Origin of the sequence: Bartonella sp. MR100HLJHH (assembly GCF_042194215.1) — a bacterium.
Lineage (GTDB): Bacteria > Pseudomonadota > Alphaproteobacteria > Rhizobiales > Rhizobiaceae > Bartonella > Bartonella grahamii.
This window is the reverse complement of the sequence record NZ_JBHIMR010000007.1, coordinates 1-18,927: the sequence shown is the minus strand read 5'-3', so window position 1 is coordinate 18,927 and position 18,927 is coordinate 1. Positions and strand designations below refer to the sequence as shown.

Sequence of the window (18,927 nt, the reverse complement as noted above, 5' to 3'; positions counted from 1 at the left end):
TTGAGTGGAAAGTTCAGCTGGTTACTTGTTTTGAGTTCTTCAGCTGAGGAAAGATTGTATTTTGCCTATAAACGAAGAAAATGTTTTTACAAAGTTAGGTTTGCCTACTCTTTTGATTAAAAATTTACTCATTGCTGGGATGAGTAAACCTAAACCTATACAAGAACAAGCTATTCCAATGATGTTGAAAGGACATGATATTTTAGGTGTTGCTCAGACAGGTTCTGGAAAAACCTTGGCGTTTGGTTTACCTATTTTAAGTCAGATTTTGGCTTTGGGTAATAAACGCTGTCCTAAAACTGCACGCGCTTTGATTTTAGCTCCAACGCGTGAACTTGCTGTCCAGATTGATGAAACGATTCGCACTGCGGCGAAGGGAGCTCATCTTTCAACATGTCTTATTTTTGGGGGCGTGTCACGTTTAAAACAAATTAAACGTATGGAAGCAGGGGTGGATGTTTTGATAGCGACTCCAGGGCGTTTGAGAGATCTTGTTCGTGAAAAGTGTGTTGATCTTTCCCAATCTCGTTTTTTGATTTTGGATGAAGCAGATCGTATGTTGGATATGGGGTTTATTCATGATGTCAAGCAAATTGCAAAGCTTTTGCATCAAGAGCGTCAGACAGCACTCTTTTCTGCAACAATGCCGAGGGAAATTGCTGTGCTTGCAAAATGTTTACTCAATGATCCTGTTAAAATTGAAGTTGTTCCTCAAGGTACTACGGCTGTAGAGATTTGCCAAAAATTATATTGTGTTCCTACGAATGAAAAAAAGAATGTTTTAAGTAAACTTTTGACAAATCCAGCTTTTAATTCGGTTATTGTTTTTACCCGAACTAAACATGGGGCTGATTCTGTTACACGTAGTTTGGCAAAGATAGGATATTCAGTCGCAACGATTCATGGGAATAAATCACAAGGTGCTCGCCAGTCTGCTTTAAAAGCTTTTCGTGAAAGATCTGTGCAGATCCTTGTGGCAACAGATATTGCTGCACGCGGTATTGATATACCAGGGATAAGCCACGTTATTAATTATGACTTACCAGATGAAGCTGAAAGTTATGTACATCGTATCGGTCGTACAGGACGTAATGGTGCATCTGGTGAAGCACTTACACTTTTTGATGAGAAGATAGAAAGGGAACGGTTGCGTGCTATAGAGCGCTTGATTCGTATGAAATTGGTGGCTGAGTCAGTTCCAGAGCAATTTGCAGCGTTTCCAGAAAAGCCAATTGTGCCAGAAAGTAGAGAAAAAGAAAACGATAAGGAACGCCGTTTTAAAAAATCTAAACGTCAAAAACAGTTTTTAGGTCGAAAAGATGATGCCGCACAGTTGCAGCGGAAGAATTCTTCATCTCCAAATGAGAGGCATAAAAAAGCAAAAGCGGTGCCAAAGCGTGCAAAGCCTTTTCGTTTTCGAAAATCAGTTAAGAAGGCTGCCTAGATAAAGTCTTGAGAAAAGATTATGTACTGGAGATTTTTTACTTTTGTTGATTTGTTCTCAATTGAAAAGAGGTATAAAATATTCTTGCCAAAATAAGAAGGTCTTTTAGAGGTTTTCATTTCTAAAAAATGAAAACCTCTAAGTGTTTGGATTATTTAAAAATCTTTTAAAAAGAAATTATTACTGTAGAGGCGATTATTTATTTTCTTTATTTCCATTTTTTAAAATGGGAATGAAAATAGATTTTATTTATATAAAATTATTTTTTAAAAGATGTGTTTTATCTTTAATGATAACTTTTAATTTTAAAAATTTATTTCTAATAATAACTCATTGTTTTATATATTGAATAATTCATTATATCGTAATTTTTTTCATTTTGAAGCTATTTATGTGGATCAATCAAAAGTATTCATTTGCACGTTATATGTGAAATTATCGTATAGATAAACATTTGAGAAATAAATAAAATGATTCTTATAAACTCTTTCAAAGGCAAGGGGTATTGCTAAGATTGAGAGTTGGAAAATAGTATGATGGTATGGCTTTTATTATAAATAAAGATGGGATGATTAATCGATTTCATTTTATATCATTTACGGGAGTCATTGTGAAATGGGCTTGGGGGGAATTTAAGAGACATCTCTTTAGAAAAGCGTGTGACTGCATAATGCAATAGCAAGAATGGCATGATTTCTGAAGGCTTTCTCAGGATTCTTAACAATTTAGCTTGTTATCTTGGTTTTTATTGTAAAACACTATTATTTGGGGGGATATAAAGCCTATAAGACTTTATGTATTAAATGTTTTATGACAGTGGGATGAAATATCCAAGGCAAGGTTGTTTGTAAAGCGTTGAATTGGTTAGCAGGAGGAACAACCTGTTAGATAAGACGCCGGAATGTTTACAGACTTGTTTGATGTTTTTTGCTTTTAAGATGGGGAGGCGGTTATGTGGGGTGTATGGAGATAATATATGCCCTGATTGTTGTTTCTTCCATTTTTCAAAATGATTGTTTCATGAGCAGGTTTTTAAGTTTAATTGCTTTATGGAGTACAAATCATTTTTTCCTTGGACAAAAATTATATGAGATCTTTTTCATTGCTGATGGAGCTTAATAATTCCTTCTCGTGAAAGAAGCCCTATTTTATAATGTGCAAATAATTGCAGTGCTCTCTGATAGAGGCGCGGTAGTTTGAAAAAAGTAATCTTATTTGTGCTATTTTAAAATGAATCAATGGTTTTTTGCGTTCATTGAAAAAAATACATCCCGTAGGATATTGCGTTTCTACTTTATAGTAAAAACCTTATTCCCTCACTTTTATTAACGAATTCCTCACTTAAAAAAACATATGGAAAACCAATAAGTTATTTGTGATAGAAAAGAATGTGGCTCCCCGGGCCGGATTCGAACCAGCGACCAACCGGTTAACAGCCGGTTGCTCTACCGCTGAGCTACCGGGGAATGGTGCCCAATCATTTAGTTGAAAAGGCTATAGCAAAGCAATACTGATTTGCAAAGGATAAAATTACTTTTTTTAAAAAAATATGATAAATTGTGTAATAAGAGGAAAAAAGGCGAGAGAAAATTTCTACACCTTGACGGATGCGTTGCCTTCCCTTATTGAAACCTTTATGTTTGTTGACGAGGCCTCGTGGCGGAATGGTTACGCAGAGGACTGCAAATCCTTGTATCCCGGTTCGATTCCGGGCGAGGCCTCCAGCCGATTTTAAACGAAACGGCTTTTAGGGGAGATGAGGTATAGGAAAATAGATTATTTCCCTCTATAGTTGTGAAGACACTTTTTTATGAGAGATCATACAGTTAAAATCTAATTGTTGACTGGAGCATCCTTTTTCGTAACGCTCATAGTTTGAGAGATCTTCGTCCATCATTGTCGCTGTTTTGTTTGTTTTTTGTAGGTTAGGAGAAAATATTCGTTATGGTTGCAGATTTTGCTGAGCTTCGTCGCAAAATGGTTGACAATCAAATTCGTACAGTTGATGTAACGGATTTATCAGTTCTTGAAGCGTTTTTAACGGTATCTCGTGAAGATTTTGTATCGGAAGATATGAAAGTATTAAGTTATCTTGATACCGACATTGTTCTGTGTCCAGTACAAGATGGGGTTCCTGCACGCTATTTGATGAAACCTGCATCTCTAGCGAAATTACTACAGCTTGCCGCTGTAAAATCATCAGATGTTGTTTTAGATATTGGTGCAAATAGTGGTTATTGTGCAGCGTTGCTTGCAAAACTTGCAGGGTCTGTGATTGCGTTGGAAAGTAATAAATCTCTTTTTGAACGTGCTCTTGAAGCTTTAGAACGTAATCAATGTGATAATGTGGTTGTCGTTCATGGTCCATTAGAGCAAGGATATGCCGTTGAGGGACCTTACGATGTGATTTTCATTGAGGGATCTGTTGATTTTATTCCACAAGGTATCTTTGATCAAATGAAAGACTGTGGACGTCTTGTTGTGGTTGAAGGGTATGGAAATGCTGCTGTTGCACAAATCTATATAAAAGAAGATGGAATCATTTCGGCACGTCGTGCTTTTAACCTCGCTGTAAAGCCTATTCCTTGTTTTTTAAAAACACCTGGTTTTGTGTTTTAGTGCTTGTTTGTTTTGTGAATAAAAGATAATTTTGTAATTTATTTGGGGTTTGTTATTGTGTGTATTGTGTTTAGAGTAAACAAGAAGTTTCAGGTGTGTTTATTACTGGTGTTGAGTATTTTACTATCAGATACTGTTTATGCTGAGACATTGATGGATGCCTTTTCTAAGGCTTATAAGCATAATGCTAAGTTGAATAGTGAACGTGCAGCTGTGCGTATATCCAGTGATGATGTTGTCATTGCGCGATCAGGGTTATTGCCTCAAGTTGAGGGGGTTGGGAGCTATGGTCGGAATAAGTCTTTTACAGGTCCTTATGTCACTTCTGGATCTATAGGCGTGAGATTAAATCAAAGATTATTTGATGGTTTTATCACGCAAAATATCTTTTCTTCAGCTCAAGTTAAGTTGCAGGCTCAGCGTGAATATCTTCGTAATATTGAACAAAATACGTTTCTGGAGACAGTGACCGCTTATGCTAATGTCTATCACGCACGTCGTGTTGCCGATCTTCGGAGAGAAAATTTGGCAGCTCTTGAAGAACAAGTTCGTTCCAATAAAGCAAAATTTGATGTGGGTGAAGGAGGGCATGTTGATCTTGCTCAAGCTCAAGCTGCACGTTCCGTGGCTGTTTCAGAGCTGAGTCTTGCTCGTGCTGATGTAAAAGCAGCAGAGGCAGTGTATCGACAAGTTATTGGTTCTGATCCTGAAAAGTTAAAACGCCCACCCGTAGCCAAAGATTTTCCCGTCAACCTTGATATGGCTTACCAAATGAGCGTTGTGATGCATCCAGCAATCCTTTATGCTAAATATTTAGTCGATGCGAGTGTTTACAATGTAAAGGCGAAAGAAGGAGCATTGCTCCCTAAAGTTGATTTTTCTGCAACAGCATCTTATAATCGAATCTACAGCGGTGCTGGAGAGGATGGAGTTTCTAAATCAATAGGATTGTCAGTAAGTGTCCCAATCTTTGAAGGAGGGCGTACGTCTGCGCAAATTCGTCAATCAAGGGAACAGCTTGGACAGGCGCAGCTTCAACTCGATTTGGCGCATAGTAATACTAGGCAAGTACTTACTTCTGCTTGGTTTCAGTTAGAGGGCGCGTGCTCATCTGTTATTGCTTACCGTGAAAGTGTTCGTGCTGCTGAAATTGCTCTGAAAGGCCGTGTTCAAGAAAATCGCGTAGGGCAAGCAACGACGCTGGATGTTTTAAATTCTCGTACTCAATTGATTAATGCTCAGATTGCGCTTGCAATGGCGGAGCGTAATGCTGTTGTGGCAAGCTATAGTGTTCAATCTTCTATTGGTAGATTGACTGCAAATTATTTAGGTTTAAAAACAATTAAATAATATATCCGATAATGCATAAAAGTATCTCTTTAATCTTAAATTATTTTAGTTTTTAAAAGATTAGTAAATCAATAGTTGAATATGTTTAAAAATAGAATGGTGAGATGTTATTTTTATAAGTGTAGAAAATTGTGTGTAGCGCCCTCTTTATGACAAGCATATTTGAAAATATCGTGGGAGGCATGTTGATCTTATGATTCTTTTGCATACACTGAAAGTATGATTCTATTTGTTGTTGCGTCTTTGAGAGGTTGTAAAGTATGGTACAGAGTTCAAGCGTGTTACGTGAGCCAAGTATGGATGAAATTTTAACATCTATTCGTGAAATAATCGAAGAAAATGCGGTTCAATCTGATCACTTTTTAAATGAAGATGTTGCAGTGAATGCTTCGGAAGGTCGTTCAGAAGCTGCATCAGAGGGTATTTATGATACAACCTTATCGGTTGATGATGCTATGAAAGCTTTAGCTGATCGTATTGGTCTTTCTTCTGAAAATCAAGGGGGGAAGATAACGCAAGAGAAAGAGGATATAGAGGCAGAAAATAATACAGTTGGTATGGATATGCAAAAGATGAAGCTTTCTTCTGAAGAACGGAATTCTGTTTATAAAGCAAAAGAATATGAAGATGAGATAAGGAAATCACAGTCAGAAGCTAGAGGGGATGGTCATGTGGAATTGTCTGCATATTGTATTTCTTCTGCAGAAAAGATTGCAAAGGATGTGTTGCGTCCGGCTATAGCAGAATGGTTACAGTCTAAATTGCCTATTTTGCTGGAAGATATTTTGCGTGAAGAGATTGTGAAAGCGATTAAAAAATCATCTTAATTGTTTTTATGTTTTTCATTTTATGAGAATTTTGTTTGCGATTTTGCGAGCTCTCTAGTGAATGGCTGAAAATCACGGGTTTTTGATCGGGATTTGATCATATATTGTGTTTTTCAGCGGCGTTATGGATGGATAGAATGTTAGAAAAAAACTATGATGCTGCCTCTATAGAGCAACGGGTTGCAAAGAGATGGGAGACTCGTGGGGCCTTTAAAGTGGGAGCTGGTTCTAAAAGCGGTGCAGAACCTTTTTGCGTTATGCTTCCACCTCCTAATGTTACGGGCTCACTTCATATGGGGCACGCGCTCAATACGACAATTCAAGATATAATAGTTAGATTTCAGCGGATGCGTGGCAGAAATGTCTTGTGGCAGCCTGGTATGGATCATGCTGGGATTGCTACACAAATGGTTGTAGAGCGTCAACTTGCAGAACGCCAAGAGCCAACGCGTCAAGAAATGGGGAGAGAAAAGTTTATTGAGCGTATTTGGGAGTGGCGTTATGAAACTGGAGGCGTTATTGCAAACCAGTTGCGTCGCCTTGGGGTTTCATGTGATTGGTCGCGTGAGCGGTTTACAATGGATGAGGGGTTGTCGCAGGCAGTTCGTGAAGTCTTTGTCACGCTTTATAAGCAAGGGTTGATATATAGGGATAAGCGCCTCGTCAATTGGGATCCTAAATTGTTGACAGCTATTTCAGATCTTGAAGTTGAGCAAAAAGAAGTTCAAGGACATTTGTGGCACTTTAGATATCCACTTGAGGGTAAAATTTTTGATCCAAATGATGCGACAACTTTTATAACAGTGGCGACAACACGACCAGAAACAATGCTTGGTGATACAGGAATTGCCGTTAATCCTGAAGATGAGCGTTATAAAAATCTTATCGGTAAAAATGCTCTTTTGCCACTTGTTGGTCGTAGGTTATTAATTGTTGGTGATACGCATGCTGATCCTGAAGCTGGAAGTGGTGCTGTAAAAATCACACCAGCTCATGACTTTAATGATTTTGAAGTAGGACAGCGTAATCATTTACGCTTGATCAATATTTTTACCCAAAAAGCCGAGATTTTTCTCCGTGAAAATGAAGCATTTTTTGATGGTTTGATTTTATCAGATGAATTAAAAATGTTAGTAGAAAATCTCGATAAATCTGATCGTTTTTTTGCGCGCCAGAAGATTGTTTCTTTGATGGAAGAACAGGGATATTTAGCCTCTGTGGACGATCATACCCATATGGTTCCTCATGGAGATCGCAGTGGTGTCCCTATTGAGCCGTTTTTGACAGATCAATGGTATGTTCATGCTGCTAAATTAGCAAAGCCAGCGATAGAGGCTGTTCAACAAGGCAAAACGCAGTTCGTTCCCGATAGCTGGAAAAAGACTTACTTCAATTGGATGGAAAATATTCAACCTTGGTGCATTTCTCGCCAATTGTGGTGGGGACATCAGATTCCTGCTTGGTATGGTCCTGATGGAACGGTTTTTGTTGAAAAAAGTGAAAAAGAGGCTTTAGATTCAGCTTTTGCTCATTATGGTGAGGTTGTTGAATTAATCCGTGATCCGGATGTTTTAGATACTTGGTTTTCATCAGCTCTTTGGCCTTTTTCAACATTAGGATGGCCAAATAAAACGACTGAATTATCTACTTTTTACCCAACATCTTTATCCGTGACAGGATTTGATATTATTTTTTTCTGGGTTGCTCGTATGATGATGATGGGACTTCACTTTATGGGTGACGTTCCTTTTCCAACGGTCTATGTGCACGCTCTTGTTCGGGATCAAAAGGGTGCAAAGATGTCAAAATCAAAGGGAAATATTATTGATCCCTTAGAGCTTATTGATCAATATAGTGCTGATGCACTCCGGTTTACTTTAGCTATTATGGCAGCACAAGGTCGTGATGTAAAACTTGATGCTTCCCGTATTGCTGGTTATCGTAATTTTGCTACGAAATTGTGGAATGCTACCCGATTTGCACAGATGAATGGTGTGAAGCATGATCCAACTTTTAAGCCAGAACAAGCAAAACTGGCGCTTAATCGTTGGATTTTAACAGAATTATCCAAAACGATTTCAGCAGTGACGGCTGGTATTGAACACTATAAATTTAATGAGTCAGCTGCCACACTTTATCGTTTCATTTGGAATACATTATGTGATTGGTATTTGGAGCTTCTCAAACCTATTTTTCAGGGGGGAAATGAAGATGCTAAAAATGAGGCTCAAGCTTGTACTGCTTGGGTTTTAGATGAAGTTTATAAACTTCTTCATCCTTTTATGCCTCATATGACGGAAGAGTTGTGGTCTCTTACAGAAACGCAAGCCATCAAGCGTGAGGATATGCTCGCATTGACAAAATGGCCAGAGGAAACATTGATAGATGAAGAAGCTGCTGATGATATTAATTGGCTTATTGATGTCGTTACAGGGATTCGGTCAGTACGTTTTGAAATGAATATTCCAGTGGCTACACAAGCACCTCTTGTTGTTGTTGAAGGAGGGGAAGTAACGCGAGAGCGTGTGAGGCGTTATGATGCACTTCTTAAAAAATTAGCGCGTATTGAAGTTATTGATTTCTCTGATAAAGTTCCGGAAGTATCGGCACAAATGATTTTGGGAGAGGCTGTTTTTTGTTTACCATTAGGACAGTTGATTGATTTGGAGGCTGAACGTGTTCGTTTGAGGAAGGATGTCAGTAAAATTGAACAAGATATTGAAAAAATATCGCTTAAGTTAAACAATCCCAAATTTATAGCAAATGCAAAAGCAGAAATTGTTGAGCGTGAACGGAACAGGGTTGTAGAACTGCGTGCAGCGCAGAAGAAAATATTTGTTGCTTTAGAGCGGTTGGATTGATTTCAGCTTTTTATTTTTTGATGGATGATTTCATACTATTAGGGCTGGTGTAGATCTTCTTTAAAGAAACTTTTTCTTTTGTTAGTTTTTCATGAACGATCATAAAATCTCTACTGAAATCCATTGTTTTATGTTTATCATTAAAGGAACATCTTTTAAGGTACCCGAGCCTATTTCACGACGGAAATCATGAATGGTATAACGGTAAATCCATTGAGCTCCCCTTCTTTACGCTTGTGAAGTAACAAGCGCTGGCACCATCCCACCCAATCCGGACAAGGACTTGGCACTTAAGACCGTTCATAAGAGGCATTTTTAGTTCTTTCTTATACAGAGTTTTTATCCACATAGCTCTCTCTGCTTGTAATGTGCAAGCGGATGGGTTTGATTGATTCAACATGGAACAGGTTTTGAATGAGAGAATCTTACGATATTCTAGGGACTCATTCAACATACAAAAAAGGTAAATTATCATTATAAATCAATATGTTGTTTTATTACTGTAAAACATCATCATTTAGAGTAGCAATATAAGGCATGTAAAATTACACATGTGGTATTTTTGTTTTATGTAGTGGTGAGTATTCTGAGGTAGGGCTTGTGTGTAAAGTATGAATTAACCCCATGTGAAATGATGTCAGGTGGAATCTGTTAAACAAAAAGCTGTATTGTTTATAGATTGACGGTGGCAAAAAACTTCATCTTTAAGGTGGTAAGGCAGTTGTGAAGTTATAAGTTAACGATCATCATTATATTTATTTATCTTTCGTATTGTTTTTTATGCTTAAACGCTTACCATTCATTATGTATTCTCTTCGTTCTCAAGTTGCTGTTTAATGCACGTTATTTTATTGAGCGACTTTTATTCATACGTATACAATTTTAAAATCAATAAATCCTAGAATGTTAAAGGAGGTGTTACAAAATATAGAATGATGATTTATATTTAAAAATCAATTTGTTATATATAAAAATGGATACTTAATTTTATCGAACATTTTGGATGGTTTTAATTTATTGATCTTTTCTTTTAAAATTTTTACTTTAAAATCGCGTGTGCTTCTTACTAAGAAAAAGGGTTTAAATATCTACAAAGAAATTTGTAACAGATATAATCATTAAAATTGAGATAGGGGGGGAAATGGTTAATAGGTTTCAGATATGGAAAAAAGCCACTATTGTTGTGATTTTAGGGGGATTTTTTTCGACTGTTTATGCAATAGATGTTAATAGCTTGCAAGAAGCGAATGATGGTTCGTTTTATTTTTTTAAACGTGGTATGTCTGCTTATAAAGATGGACATATAAATCAGGCTATTGCAGCATTACGTCGTGCGGCTAAGAGAGGCCATATTGGTGCGAATTGGAAACTTGGCTCTATCTATGCAAACGGTGATGGTGTCCCTAAAAATGATTATAAGGCATATCATTTTTTTGCATATATTGTTGAAAAAGGTGCTGATCTTGGTTCAGAAGATGAAAGTTATGTTTCTGATGCATTGGTTAAACTTGCGGGATATATAAAAAAAGGTATTCCTCAATCACCTGTGAAACCTGATCCTTCTTATGCTGCTCATCTTTATATGCAGGCTGCGGTGAACTATGGAAATCCTAAAGCTCAGTATCATTTAGGAAAAATATTTTTAAAGGGAGAGGGAAGGGAGAAGAATCTTATACAAGCAGCACGATGGTTTCAACTTTCAGCAAAAAAAGGAAATCCTTCCGCCCAAGCAATGCTTGGAAATATGCTGCTTCAAGAAGGAAAAATTGTCCGTGGGGCAGCATTGTTAACTGCTGCCTATGAAAAAGCTAATGTAAAAGACAGAAATTGGATTCGCCCTTTGCAAGAACAGGCTTTTGCTCTTTGTAATGAATTTGAGAGACGTACAGCAATTTCACTGGTTGCTGATATTTTAAAAAATAACAGTTTTTAAACATCTGATTGTAATATTTTTACATTCTCTCATCCGTTATTAAACTCTACTGTCTTGTGTCTAAGTTTACAGTAGAGATAGCTTTTTGTGATAATATAACGGCTAATGACTTAAGATTTTAGACAAAAATTCTTGCGTTCTTGGTGTTCTCGCTTGTGGATCAGAAAAGAACTCTTTAGATGAACAGTCTTCAAGAATTGTTCCTTGATCTATGAAAATAACACGCTCCGAGACTTTTTGTGCAAATCCCATTTCATGGGTTACACAAATCATCGTCATACCTTCTTCTGCTAAGCTAATCATGACATCGAGCACTTCACCTACCATTTCAGGATCTAGAGCAGATGTTGGTTCATCAAAAAGCATGACAAGTGGATCCATAGTTAAGGCACGTGCAATAGCAACACGTTGTTGTTGCCCTCCAGAAAGTTGACCAGGATATTTATCTTTGTGTTCAATCAGCCCAACGCGTTCAAGATACAACAATCCACGTTCAAGTGCTTCTTTTTCGCTTCGTTTTAGGACTTTAATTTGCGCAATTGTCAAATTTTCTGTGACAGATAAATGGGGGAAAAGCTCGAAGTGTTGAAATACCATTCCCACCTGACTTCGCAATTTAGGCAGATTCGTTTTTTTTGAATGAACTGGTACTCCGTTAATCCAAATTTCACCTTTTTGAAAAGGAACGAGAGCGTTAATAGTTTTAATGAGTGTTGATTTTCCTGATCCTGATGGACCACAAACGACAACGACCTCTCCTTTATTAATGTTGGTTGTACAGTTTTTAAGGACTTTAATTTCGCCATACCAATTAGAAACATTTTTTATTTCGATCATATGAGTAGACATTTTTTTTCCTATTAGCGAATAATGGATACTTTTTTTTGTAAATACAAAACTATTTGTGACAGTGTAAAACAGATAACAAAATAGAAAACAGCTGCTAAGATATAAGCTTCTTGCTTTACACCAAAATTATTAGCAGCAATATCAAAACCATTTAAAAGACTGTTGCCACTGATTGCATAAACAAGGGTTGTATCCTGAAAAAGGATAATAACTTGTGTTAAAAAAACTGGTAGCATGTCTCTAAAGGCTTGAGGAAGAATGACAATGTACATACTTTGCCAATATGTCATTCCGAGAGCTTGTCCCGCATATTTTTGTCCTTGCGAAACTGAGTTTATGCCAGCACGCATAATTTCTGCAAAATAAGCCGTTTCAAATGCGGTAAAGGTAATGAGTGCTGATTTATTTGCACCGATGGATGTACCGGTTAAAAAAGGCAAAAGAACGAAAAACCATAAGATAACCATCACAAGTGGTATTGAACGCATAGCTGTTATGTAAACGATTGCAAACCAAGAAAGAAGTTTTATGGAAGAAAGGCGCATCATTGCTAAAAGGGTGCCGAAAACAAACCCCAATACCGTTGCAAAAAGAGTTAGAAAAACGCTAAAGAGCAAACCTGATAAAATGTAAGAACGAAATACATCAAAGGTAAAAAAGGAAAAATCAAAGTCGGAAAAATTGAAAGGAAAATAAAGTCCAAACTGAGAGCTTATGAAATTCATCATTTTCAATTTCCCTTTGTTTGAAAATTAGGAATTTTGAGTATTTGTTCAATGACTGTCATCACAATGAATACGAATAAGGCTATTAGAATATAAAGAATCGTAACAAGCAAATAATTTTCGTAGACATGGCTTACCTCTTCAATTGCTTGGTATTGAAATTGCATGAGCTCATTTATTGAAACGGCGAATGCTATAGACGAATTTTTCACAATGCCCATTGCTTCTGAAGTAAGAGGCGGCATAATTGTACGTATAGCACGTGGTAGTATAATATAGCGATAACTTTGATAAGTTGTAAACCCCATTGCCATAGCAGCATAACGTTGTCCAGAAGGAATCGCTTCAATGCCTGAACGAACCTGTTCTGCAATGCGTGCAGATGTAAAGAATCCCAATGCGCATGTTATTAAGAGAATAGGGGAAAATTTCATCGCTGGTGGATAAATCTTAGGAACAACAAAATACCACAAAAATACTTGTACAAGGAGGGGAATATTACGCATAATCTCTACCCAAATAGCACCGATAGTGCGAAATATATAATTGATTATCGATGTTTTGGGTAAAGTGCGCATTGTTCCTATAATAACACCACACAATACAGCTAAGATAAGTGAAGTGATAGACAATATAACCGTATTTTTTAAGCCATCGAGAAGTGTATCTAAATAGGTATGGCTCACGCCGGGAGCTCCCAGGCATCCTGTTACCAGTGTTTGGGTAAGGTCATCTCTACAAAGGAAAGAAAAGTCCATTAATTGATATTCCCTCAAATTAGTCATTCACAAATAGGACAATAAATTAAGCGCATTTACATAGGCCAAATTTATTAAAAAGTGAATTAAAATATAAACCACACTCAATTTTTAAAGAGTGTGGTTCTTCTTTATTAAATTTTATAAATCTTTTTCTGTGTAGCTTTCTCGAGGCTTATTATTTGGGTGATCCCAAGCATATCTTGTTTGTTTTGACAAGGGAAGGTTCATAACAGTGTTAGCAGGTGGAATCGGTTTCATAAACCACTTATTATAAAGCTTTTCAAGTGATTCATCTTTAATCTGACGTACGATACTATCGTTGATTTTTTGTTCAAATTTTTTGTCATTTAATCTGAGCATACAGGCGATAGGTTCGACTGAAAGTACAGTATCAAGAATGACATAATCAGATGGATTCTTTGATTTAGCAATATGTCCAGCAAGAATTGAAGCATCCATGACAAAAGCATCCGCCTTACCAGATTCTAATAATAAAAAACTATCTCCGTGATCTTTCCCCTTTAAAACTTTAAACTGAATGTTTTTTGCACGTTTGTTTTTACGAATAAGTTGAACAGATGTTGTACCGGTGGTCGTTGCGACTGTTTTTCCATTTAAATCGTCAAGAGATTTAATGTTAGAGTTTTTCTTTACAGCAATCCGAACCTCTTCAATGTATGTCGTATAAGCAAATGCTGCTTCTTTACTGCGGGCAATATCATTTGTTGTTGAGCCGCACTCAAAATCATAGGTTTTATTTTTTAAGAGAGGAATTCTATTTTGAGAAGTGATAGGAAGATAATGAATTTTAATTGGTTTACCAATTTTTTTTGAGATATCATCAATGATACGTTCTGCCATTTCTGTATGAAAACCTACATATTTATTATTACCAAGGGCGTAGGCTAAACCAGATGATTCACGGACACCTAAAGTAATTTCCCCTGTTCGTTTTATTTTTTCAAGAGTATCATGTTCAGCATGCGCGACGCTTGTGAAACCAATGGCCGTTGCTGCAATAAACATTAATAATGATTTCTTCATTTATGTCCTCCATTCATTTATCTTTACTTTAGCTGTTTAAGATATACTGTTTACATGGTGTAGCATAGTTATTATTTTTGAGTGGAATTTTTTTGTTGTTTCATAATGGGGGGTGTACTTTCTTAATTGATATTAAGGTGAATCCAAAAGGTGAATCCAAACAGGAACGTGGTCGGATGGTTTTTGATATCCCCTTACTTCTGTTTGACTATGAGCGCAAATAAGCTGATCAACAGCTTCTGGTGATAATAATAAATGATCAATGCGAATCCCATTATTTTTAGGCCAAGCACCCGCCTGAAAATCCCAAAAACTGAAGGAGGGAGTATCGGTGACATTCCGGATAGCATCGTAAAGACCTAAATTAAGAATACGTTGAAATACTTTTCTTGTTTCTTGAAGAAATAAGGCATCTTGATACCATTCTTGAGGTTTTTTTGCATCTAATGGAGCGGGGATGACATTATAATCACCCGCTAGAATAAGGGGTTCTTCATACGCAAGCAATGATTTTGCATGTGTATATAATCTTTCCATCCATTCTATTTTATAGGAATATTTTTCACTCTCAATAGGATTCCCATTTGGTAAATAGAGAGATGCAACACGAACAACACCTTTGTTTGTTGAATAAACAGCTTCAATGTAACGTGTCTGCTCATCATTATCATTGCCTGGTAATCGACGGATCACTTCATCTGGTGTTCTTTTAGAGAGAATCGCAACACCATTAAAACTTTTTTGTCCGTGTGTTTCTATATGGTAACCTAAATTTTCAATTGCATTGCGTGGAAAATTTTCATCAATACTTTTAATTTCCTGTAAACAGACTATGTCCGGCTGACTCTGCTGCAGCCATTGACATAATGTTTCATGTCGTGCTTTTATTCCAGCAATATTCCACGTTGCTATTTTCATGGCGCTCATCATTAGATATCAAGTATGCAATTTAATTTACTGCATTCATGTTTTATTACAGTCACATTGCTGCTTTTTTATTTTAGGGATATTACTATGGTAAATTGATTTATCAAGAGTAGCGGTAAAAGCAAATTTAAAGTTTTAAAATTTAATTTATTTTCATTTTTAAAAACTTTCTGCTGTTTAGTTCTTGACGAATGTAAGTGTTCTCGCTATTAGAGGTGGACATAACCGATGTGGATGTGATCAGGTGTTTTGGATATGAACCGAAAGATTATTCACAGGTGTTAAGAAGATTAAAAGCAAATGCTAGTGCAAAAGGCTATTGCCTTCTCTGCTTGTGGTCGGGTGAACTGTTTTTTGCAGGTATGCCCGATTTTGTGTGTAAACTTAGATATCTGTTCCGATTCTATTGGAGTGGATAGAAATGAAATAGAAAAGCCCGATTGGGTGAGACGAATGTAGATCGAAAAGAGGAAGGTTACATGCCTACCGTAAACCAGTTGATTCGCAAGCCGCGTGTAGCGCCAGTTAAACGTAATAAGGTTCCTGCTTTGCAGTCGAATCCGCAGAAGCGTGGTGTTTGTACGCGTGTTTATACAACAACACCGAAGAAACCTAATTCTGCTCTTCGTAAAGTTGCTAAGATTCGCTTGACGAATGGATTTGAGGTGATTGGTTATATTCCTGGAGAGGGACATAATCTTCAAGAGCACTCTGTTGTGATGATTCGTGGTGGTCGTGTGAAAGATTTGCCAGGAGTTCGTTATCACATTATTCGTGGTTTGCTTGATACGCAGGGTGTCAAGAATCGTAAACAGCGTCGTTCAAAGTATGGCGCAAAGCGTCCAAAATAATATTGAGAGACAAAGCCAATGTCCCGTCGTCATAGAGCAGAAAAGCGTGAAATTAATCCAGATCCTAAGTTTGGTGATTTGGTTATTATGAAATTTATGAATGCCATTATGTTTGATGGTAAAAAATCAGTTGCAGAGCGTATTGTTTATGGTGCGCTCGATTCTGTAGAAAAAAGAGTAAAAACAGACCCTGTGGCTCTATTTCATCGGGCCTTAGAGAATGTTGCTCCTCATATTGAAGTTCGCTCACGCCGTGTTGGTGGTGCTACTTATCAAGTTCCGATTGATGTTCGTCCTGATCGTCGTCAGGCTCTTGCTATTCGTTGGTTGATTGCTGCGGCACGTGGTCGGAATGAAACGACGATGATTGAGCGTTTATCTGGTGAACTGATGGATGCGGCTAATAATCGCGGTTCTGCCGTGAAAAAGCGTGAAGATGTTCATCGTATGGCTGAGGCTAATCGTGCTTTTTCTCACTATCGCTGGTAGAAGTTTTAAACTAAGGCAAATATAATGGCTCGCGAATATAAAATTGAAGATTATCGTAATTTTGGTATTATGGCGCATATTGATGCTGGTAAGACTACGATGACTGAACGTATTCTGTTCTATACTGGCAAGAATCATAAAATTGGCGAGACCCATGATGGTGCTTCTACGATGGATTGGATGGAGCAGGAGCAGGAGCGCGGTATTACGATTACGTCTGCTGCGACAACGACGTTTTGGGAAGGGCGTGACGGTCGGAAGCGTCGCTTTAATATTATTGATACGCCAGGGCACGTTGATTTTACGATTGAGGTTGAGCGCTCTTTGCGTGTTCTTGATGGTGCAATAGCTTTGTTGGATGCAAATGCTGGTGTGGAGCCTCAGACGGAAACTGTTTGGCGGCAAGCTGAGAAATATCGTGTGCCTCGTATGGTTTTTGTTAATAAAATGGACAAAATAGGAGCTGACTTCTATCGTAGTGTGGAGATGGTTGGTTCTCGGTTGGGTGCTAAAGCGCTTGTTTTGCAGTTGCCGATTGGTGCTGAAAATGACTTTGAAGGCGTTGTTGATCTTGTAGAAATGAAGGCTTTAAAGTGGGATGGTTCTATTGGTGCCTCGGCGGTGATAAGTGAAATTCCCTCTGATTTAAGAGAGAAAGCTGAAGAATATCGCGAGAAATTGATTGAGATGGCTGTGGAGGTTGATGAAGCTGCGACAGAGGCTTATTTAGAAGGTGTTATGCCAACCAATGAACAGCTTGTTTCTCTCATTCGTAGGGGGACAGTAGAAGTTCAGTTTCATCCGGTTCTTTGTGGTACAGCTTTTAAAAACAAGGGAATTCAGCCGCTTTTGGATGCTGTTGTTTCTTATCTTCCTTCTCCAGTTGATGTTCCGGCAATTAGTGGTATTGATGTGAAGACTGAGACTGAGACGACACGCGAATCTTCAGATGATGCTCCACTATCTATGCTTGCTTTTAAAATTATGAATGATCCTTTTGTTGGTTCGTTGACGTTCTGTCGTATTTACTCAGGTAAAGTTCAGAAAGGTATTTCTCTTGAGAATACTGTGAAAAAGAAGAAAGAACGTTTGGGGCGTATGCTTCAAATGCATTCAAATTCTCGTGAGGATATTGAAGAAGCATTTGCTGGTGATATTGTTGCTCTTGCAGGGCTTAAAGAGACGACGACAGGTGATACTCTTTGTGATCCTTTGAAGCCTGTTATTTTGGAGAGGATGGAATTTCCAGAGCCTGTTATTGAGATTGCAATTGAACCGAAAACAAAAGCAGATCAAGAAAAAATGGGTATTGCTCTTAATCGTCTGGCAGCCGAAGATCCTTCATTTCGTGTTAAATCGGATGAGGAATCTGGTCAGACTATTATAGCTGGAATGGGTGAGCTTCATCTTGATATTATTGTTGACCGTATGCGGCGTGAATTTAAGGTTGAAGCAAATGTTGGGCAGCCTCAAGTTGCTTATCGTGAGTCAATTACTAAAATGGCGGAAATTGATTATACGCATAAGAAACAATCGGGTGGTGCCGGTCAGTTTGCTCGTGTGAAAATTGTTTTTGAGCCTCATGATGGTGATGACTTTATTTTTGAGTCGAAGATTGTGGGTGGTGCTGTTCCTAAAGAATATATTCCCGGCGTCCAAAAAGGGATTGAAAGTGTTATGGGGTCAGGTCCTCTTGCAGGCTTTCCTATGCTTGGTGTAAAAGCAACTCTTATTGATGGTGGCTATCACGATGTTGATTCTTCGGTTTTGGCTTTTGAGATTGCTGCTCGTGCAGCTTTTCGTGATGGAGCAAAGAAGGCTGGTGCACAGCTTCTTGAACCGATCATGAAGGTGGAAGTTGTTACACCAGATGATTATGTTGGTGATGTTATTGGTGATCTCAATTCTCGTCGGGGACAGATTTCAGGAACTGAAGCGCGCGGTATTGCAACGGTTGTGAATGCGATGGTTCCTTTGGCAAATATGTTTGGTTATGTGAATACCCTTCGCTCTATGAGTCAGGGGCGTGCACAGTACACAATGCAGTTTGATCATTACGAGCCTGTACCTTCGGCTGTTGCTTTGGAGATTCAAAAGAAATACGCGTAATTTCAGGTTGGTAATTAATTTTTAACTTAGTCCTTGGCTTGGACGGAAAATGGAGAGCTCAGATGGCGAAGAGCAAGTTTGAACGAACAAAACCGCATGTTAATATTGGTACGATTGGTCACGTTGATCATGGGAAGA

At 37.8% G+C, this 18,927-nt stretch carries 14 protein-coding genes, 2 tRNA genes and 1 pseudogene; 11 read left to right on the top strand and 6 right to left on the bottom strand.

The genetic code is table 11. The annotated features are described in order from the left end of the window. Window positions 1–61: 61 nt before the first annotated feature. Entirely contained in the window at window positions 62–1,444 is a 1,383-nt protein-coding gene (locus tag ACFIJ7_RS05340; protein WP_375644767.1) for a DEAD/DEAH box helicase, read from the top strand. A gap of 1,391 nt (window positions 1,445–2,835) precedes the next feature. Here the strand turns inward: ACFIJ7_RS05340 and ACFIJ7_RS05335 are convergent. After that, window positions 2,836–2,910 (bottom strand) — tRNA-Asn (locus tag ACFIJ7_RS05335). 184 nt (window positions 2,911–3,094) lie between these two features. Between ACFIJ7_RS05335 and ACFIJ7_RS05330 the strand changes: the two genes are divergently transcribed. From ACFIJ7_RS05330 to ACFIJ7_RS05305, 6 genes are all read left to right on the top strand, one after another. Continuing rightward, a tRNA-Cys gene (locus tag ACFIJ7_RS05330) sits at window positions 3,095–3,168 on the top strand. A gap of 220 nt (window positions 3,169–3,388) precedes the next feature. After that, window positions 3,389–4,063, top strand: a complete 675-nt coding sequence (locus ACFIJ7_RS05325; protein ID WP_375636216.1) for a protein-L-isoaspartate O-methyltransferase — start codon at window positions 3,389–3,391, stop codon at window positions 4,061–4,063. A gap of 108 nt (window positions 4,064–4,171) precedes the next feature. Next, window positions 4,172–5,413 carry a TolC family outer membrane protein gene (locus ACFIJ7_RS05320; RefSeq protein WP_375644804.1) on the top strand — a complete coding sequence of 414 codons (1,242 nt, stop codon included), beginning with the start codon at window positions 4,172–4,174 and terminating at the stop codon, window positions 5,411–5,413. Between the two features lie 260 nt (window positions 5,414–5,673). Further along, window positions 5,674–6,240: a DUF2497 domain-containing protein gene (locus tag ACFIJ7_RS05315; protein WP_375619594.1), complete on the top strand. Its 567-nt coding sequence runs from the start codon at window positions 5,674–5,676 to the stop codon at window positions 6,238–6,240. Window positions 6,241–6,377: 137 nt separating this feature from the next. Beyond that, window positions 6,378–9,101 (top strand): valine--tRNA ligase, encoded by a 2,724-nt coding sequence (locus tag ACFIJ7_RS05310; RefSeq protein ID WP_375636219.1) that lies wholly within the window; start codon window positions 6,378–6,380, stop codon window positions 9,099–9,101. A gap of 1,141 nt (window positions 9,102–10,242) precedes the next feature. After that, complete coding sequence (locus ACFIJ7_RS05305; RefSeq protein ID WP_375644766.1) at window positions 10,243–11,034, top strand: tetratricopeptide repeat protein; 792 nt, start codon at window positions 10,243–10,245, stop codon at window positions 11,032–11,034. A gap of 102 nt (window positions 11,035–11,136) precedes the next feature. On the opposite strand, the gene ACFIJ7_RS05300 is transcribed toward ACFIJ7_RS05305, so the two are convergent. From ACFIJ7_RS05300 to xth, 5 genes are all read right to left on the bottom strand, one after another. Next, window positions 11,137–11,883 (bottom strand): amino acid ABC transporter ATP-binding protein, encoded by a 747-nt coding sequence (locus tag ACFIJ7_RS05300; protein WP_375644765.1) that lies wholly within the window; start codon window positions 11,881–11,883, stop codon window positions 11,137–11,139. Between the two features lie 11 nt (window positions 11,884–11,894). Continuing rightward, entirely contained in the window at window positions 11,895–12,611 is a 717-nt protein-coding gene (locus tag ACFIJ7_RS05295) for an amino acid ABC transporter permease (RefSeq protein ID WP_273788550.1), read from the bottom strand. A gap of 2 nt (window positions 12,612–12,613) precedes the next feature. After that, the gene (locus tag ACFIJ7_RS05290) at window positions 12,614–13,366 is read right to left on the bottom strand and encodes an amino acid ABC transporter permease (protein ID WP_375644764.1); all 753 of its coding nucleotides are present in this window, start codon (window positions 13,364–13,366) and stop codon (window positions 12,614–12,616) included. A gap of 141 nt (window positions 13,367–13,507) precedes the next feature. Next, a complete protein-coding gene (locus tag ACFIJ7_RS05285; protein ID WP_375644763.1) occupies window positions 13,508–14,413 on the bottom strand; it encodes a transporter substrate-binding domain-containing protein in 906 nt (301 codons plus the stop codon). Between the two features lie 132 nt (window positions 14,414–14,545). Continuing rightward, window positions 14,546–15,331 carry an exodeoxyribonuclease III gene (gene xth, locus ACFIJ7_RS05280; protein WP_375644762.1) on the bottom strand — a complete coding sequence of 262 codons (786 nt, stop codon included), beginning with the start codon at window positions 15,329–15,331 and terminating at the stop codon, window positions 14,546–14,548. A 488-nt stretch (window positions 15,332–15,819) separates the two neighbouring features. Between xth and rpsL the strand changes: the two genes are divergently transcribed. The 4 genes and pseudogenes from rpsL to ACFIJ7_RS05260 all read left to right on the top strand — a co-directional run. Further along, window positions 15,820–16,191: a 30S ribosomal protein S12 gene (rpsL, locus tag ACFIJ7_RS05275; protein WP_005773262.1), complete on the top strand. Its 372-nt coding sequence runs from the start codon at window positions 15,820–15,822 to the stop codon at window positions 16,189–16,191. A gap of 18 nt (window positions 16,192–16,209) precedes the next feature. Next, window positions 16,210–16,680, top strand: coding sequence for a 30S ribosomal protein S7 (gene rpsG / locus ACFIJ7_RS05270; protein ID WP_015856589.1), 471 nt, complete (start codon window positions 16,210–16,212; stop codon window positions 16,678–16,680). A gap of 24 nt (window positions 16,681–16,704) precedes the next feature. Further along, window positions 16,705–18,789 carry an elongation factor G gene (gene fusA, locus ACFIJ7_RS05265; RefSeq protein ID WP_015856588.1) on the top strand — a complete coding sequence of 695 codons (2,085 nt, stop codon included), beginning with the start codon at window positions 16,705–16,707 and terminating at the stop codon, window positions 18,787–18,789. Between the two features lie 62 nt (window positions 18,790–18,851). After that, window positions 18,852–18,927 (top strand): annotated as a pseudogene (locus tag ACFIJ7_RS05260) (elongation factor Tu); the annotation flags it as partial.

What these genes read in the sequence shown, in the direction of transcription:
- rpsL (WP_005773262.1), top strand. Translation starts at nt 15,820, where the DNA reads ATGCCTACCGTAAACCAGTTGATTCGCAAGCCGCGTGTAGCGCCAGTT.
- ACFIJ7_RS05300 (WP_375644765.1), bottom strand. Translation starts at nt 11,883, where the DNA reads ATGTCTACTCATATGATCGAAATAAAAAATGTTTCTAATTGGTATGGC.
- fusA (WP_015856588.1), top strand. Translation starts at nt 16,705, where the DNA reads ATGGCTCGCGAATATAAAATTGAAGATTATCGTAATTTTGGTATTATG.
- xth (WP_375644762.1), bottom strand. Translation starts at nt 15,331, where the DNA reads ATGAAAATAGCAACGTGGAATATTGCTGGAATAAAAGCACGACATGAA.
- ACFIJ7_RS05295 (WP_273788550.1), bottom strand. Translation starts at nt 12,611, where the DNA reads ATGATGAATTTCATAAGCTCTCAGTTTGGACTTTATTTTCCTTTCAAT.
- ACFIJ7_RS05310 (WP_375636219.1), top strand. Translation starts at nt 6,378, where the DNA reads ATGTTAGAAAAAAACTATGATGCTGCCTCTATAGAGCAACGGGTTGCA.
- rpsG (WP_015856589.1), top strand. Translation starts at nt 16,210, where the DNA reads ATGTCCCGTCGTCATAGAGCAGAAAAGCGTGAAATTAATCCAGATCCT.
- ACFIJ7_RS05285 (WP_375644763.1), bottom strand. Translation starts at nt 14,413, where the DNA reads ATGAAGAAATCATTATTAATGTTTATTGCAGCAACGGCCATTGGTTTC.
- ACFIJ7_RS05290 (WP_375644764.1), bottom strand. Translation starts at nt 13,366, where the DNA reads ATGGACTTTTCTTTCCTTTGTAGAGATGACCTTACCCAAACACTGGTA.
- ACFIJ7_RS05315 (WP_375619594.1), top strand. Translation starts at nt 5,674, where the DNA reads ATGGTACAGAGTTCAAGCGTGTTACGTGAGCCAAGTATGGATGAAATT.
- ACFIJ7_RS05305 (WP_375644766.1), top strand. Translation starts at nt 10,243, where the DNA reads ATGGTTAATAGGTTTCAGATATGGAAAAAAGCCACTATTGTTGTGATT.
- ACFIJ7_RS05325 (WP_375636216.1), top strand. Translation starts at nt 3,389, where the DNA reads ATGGTTGCAGATTTTGCTGAGCTTCGTCGCAAAATGGTTGACAATCAA.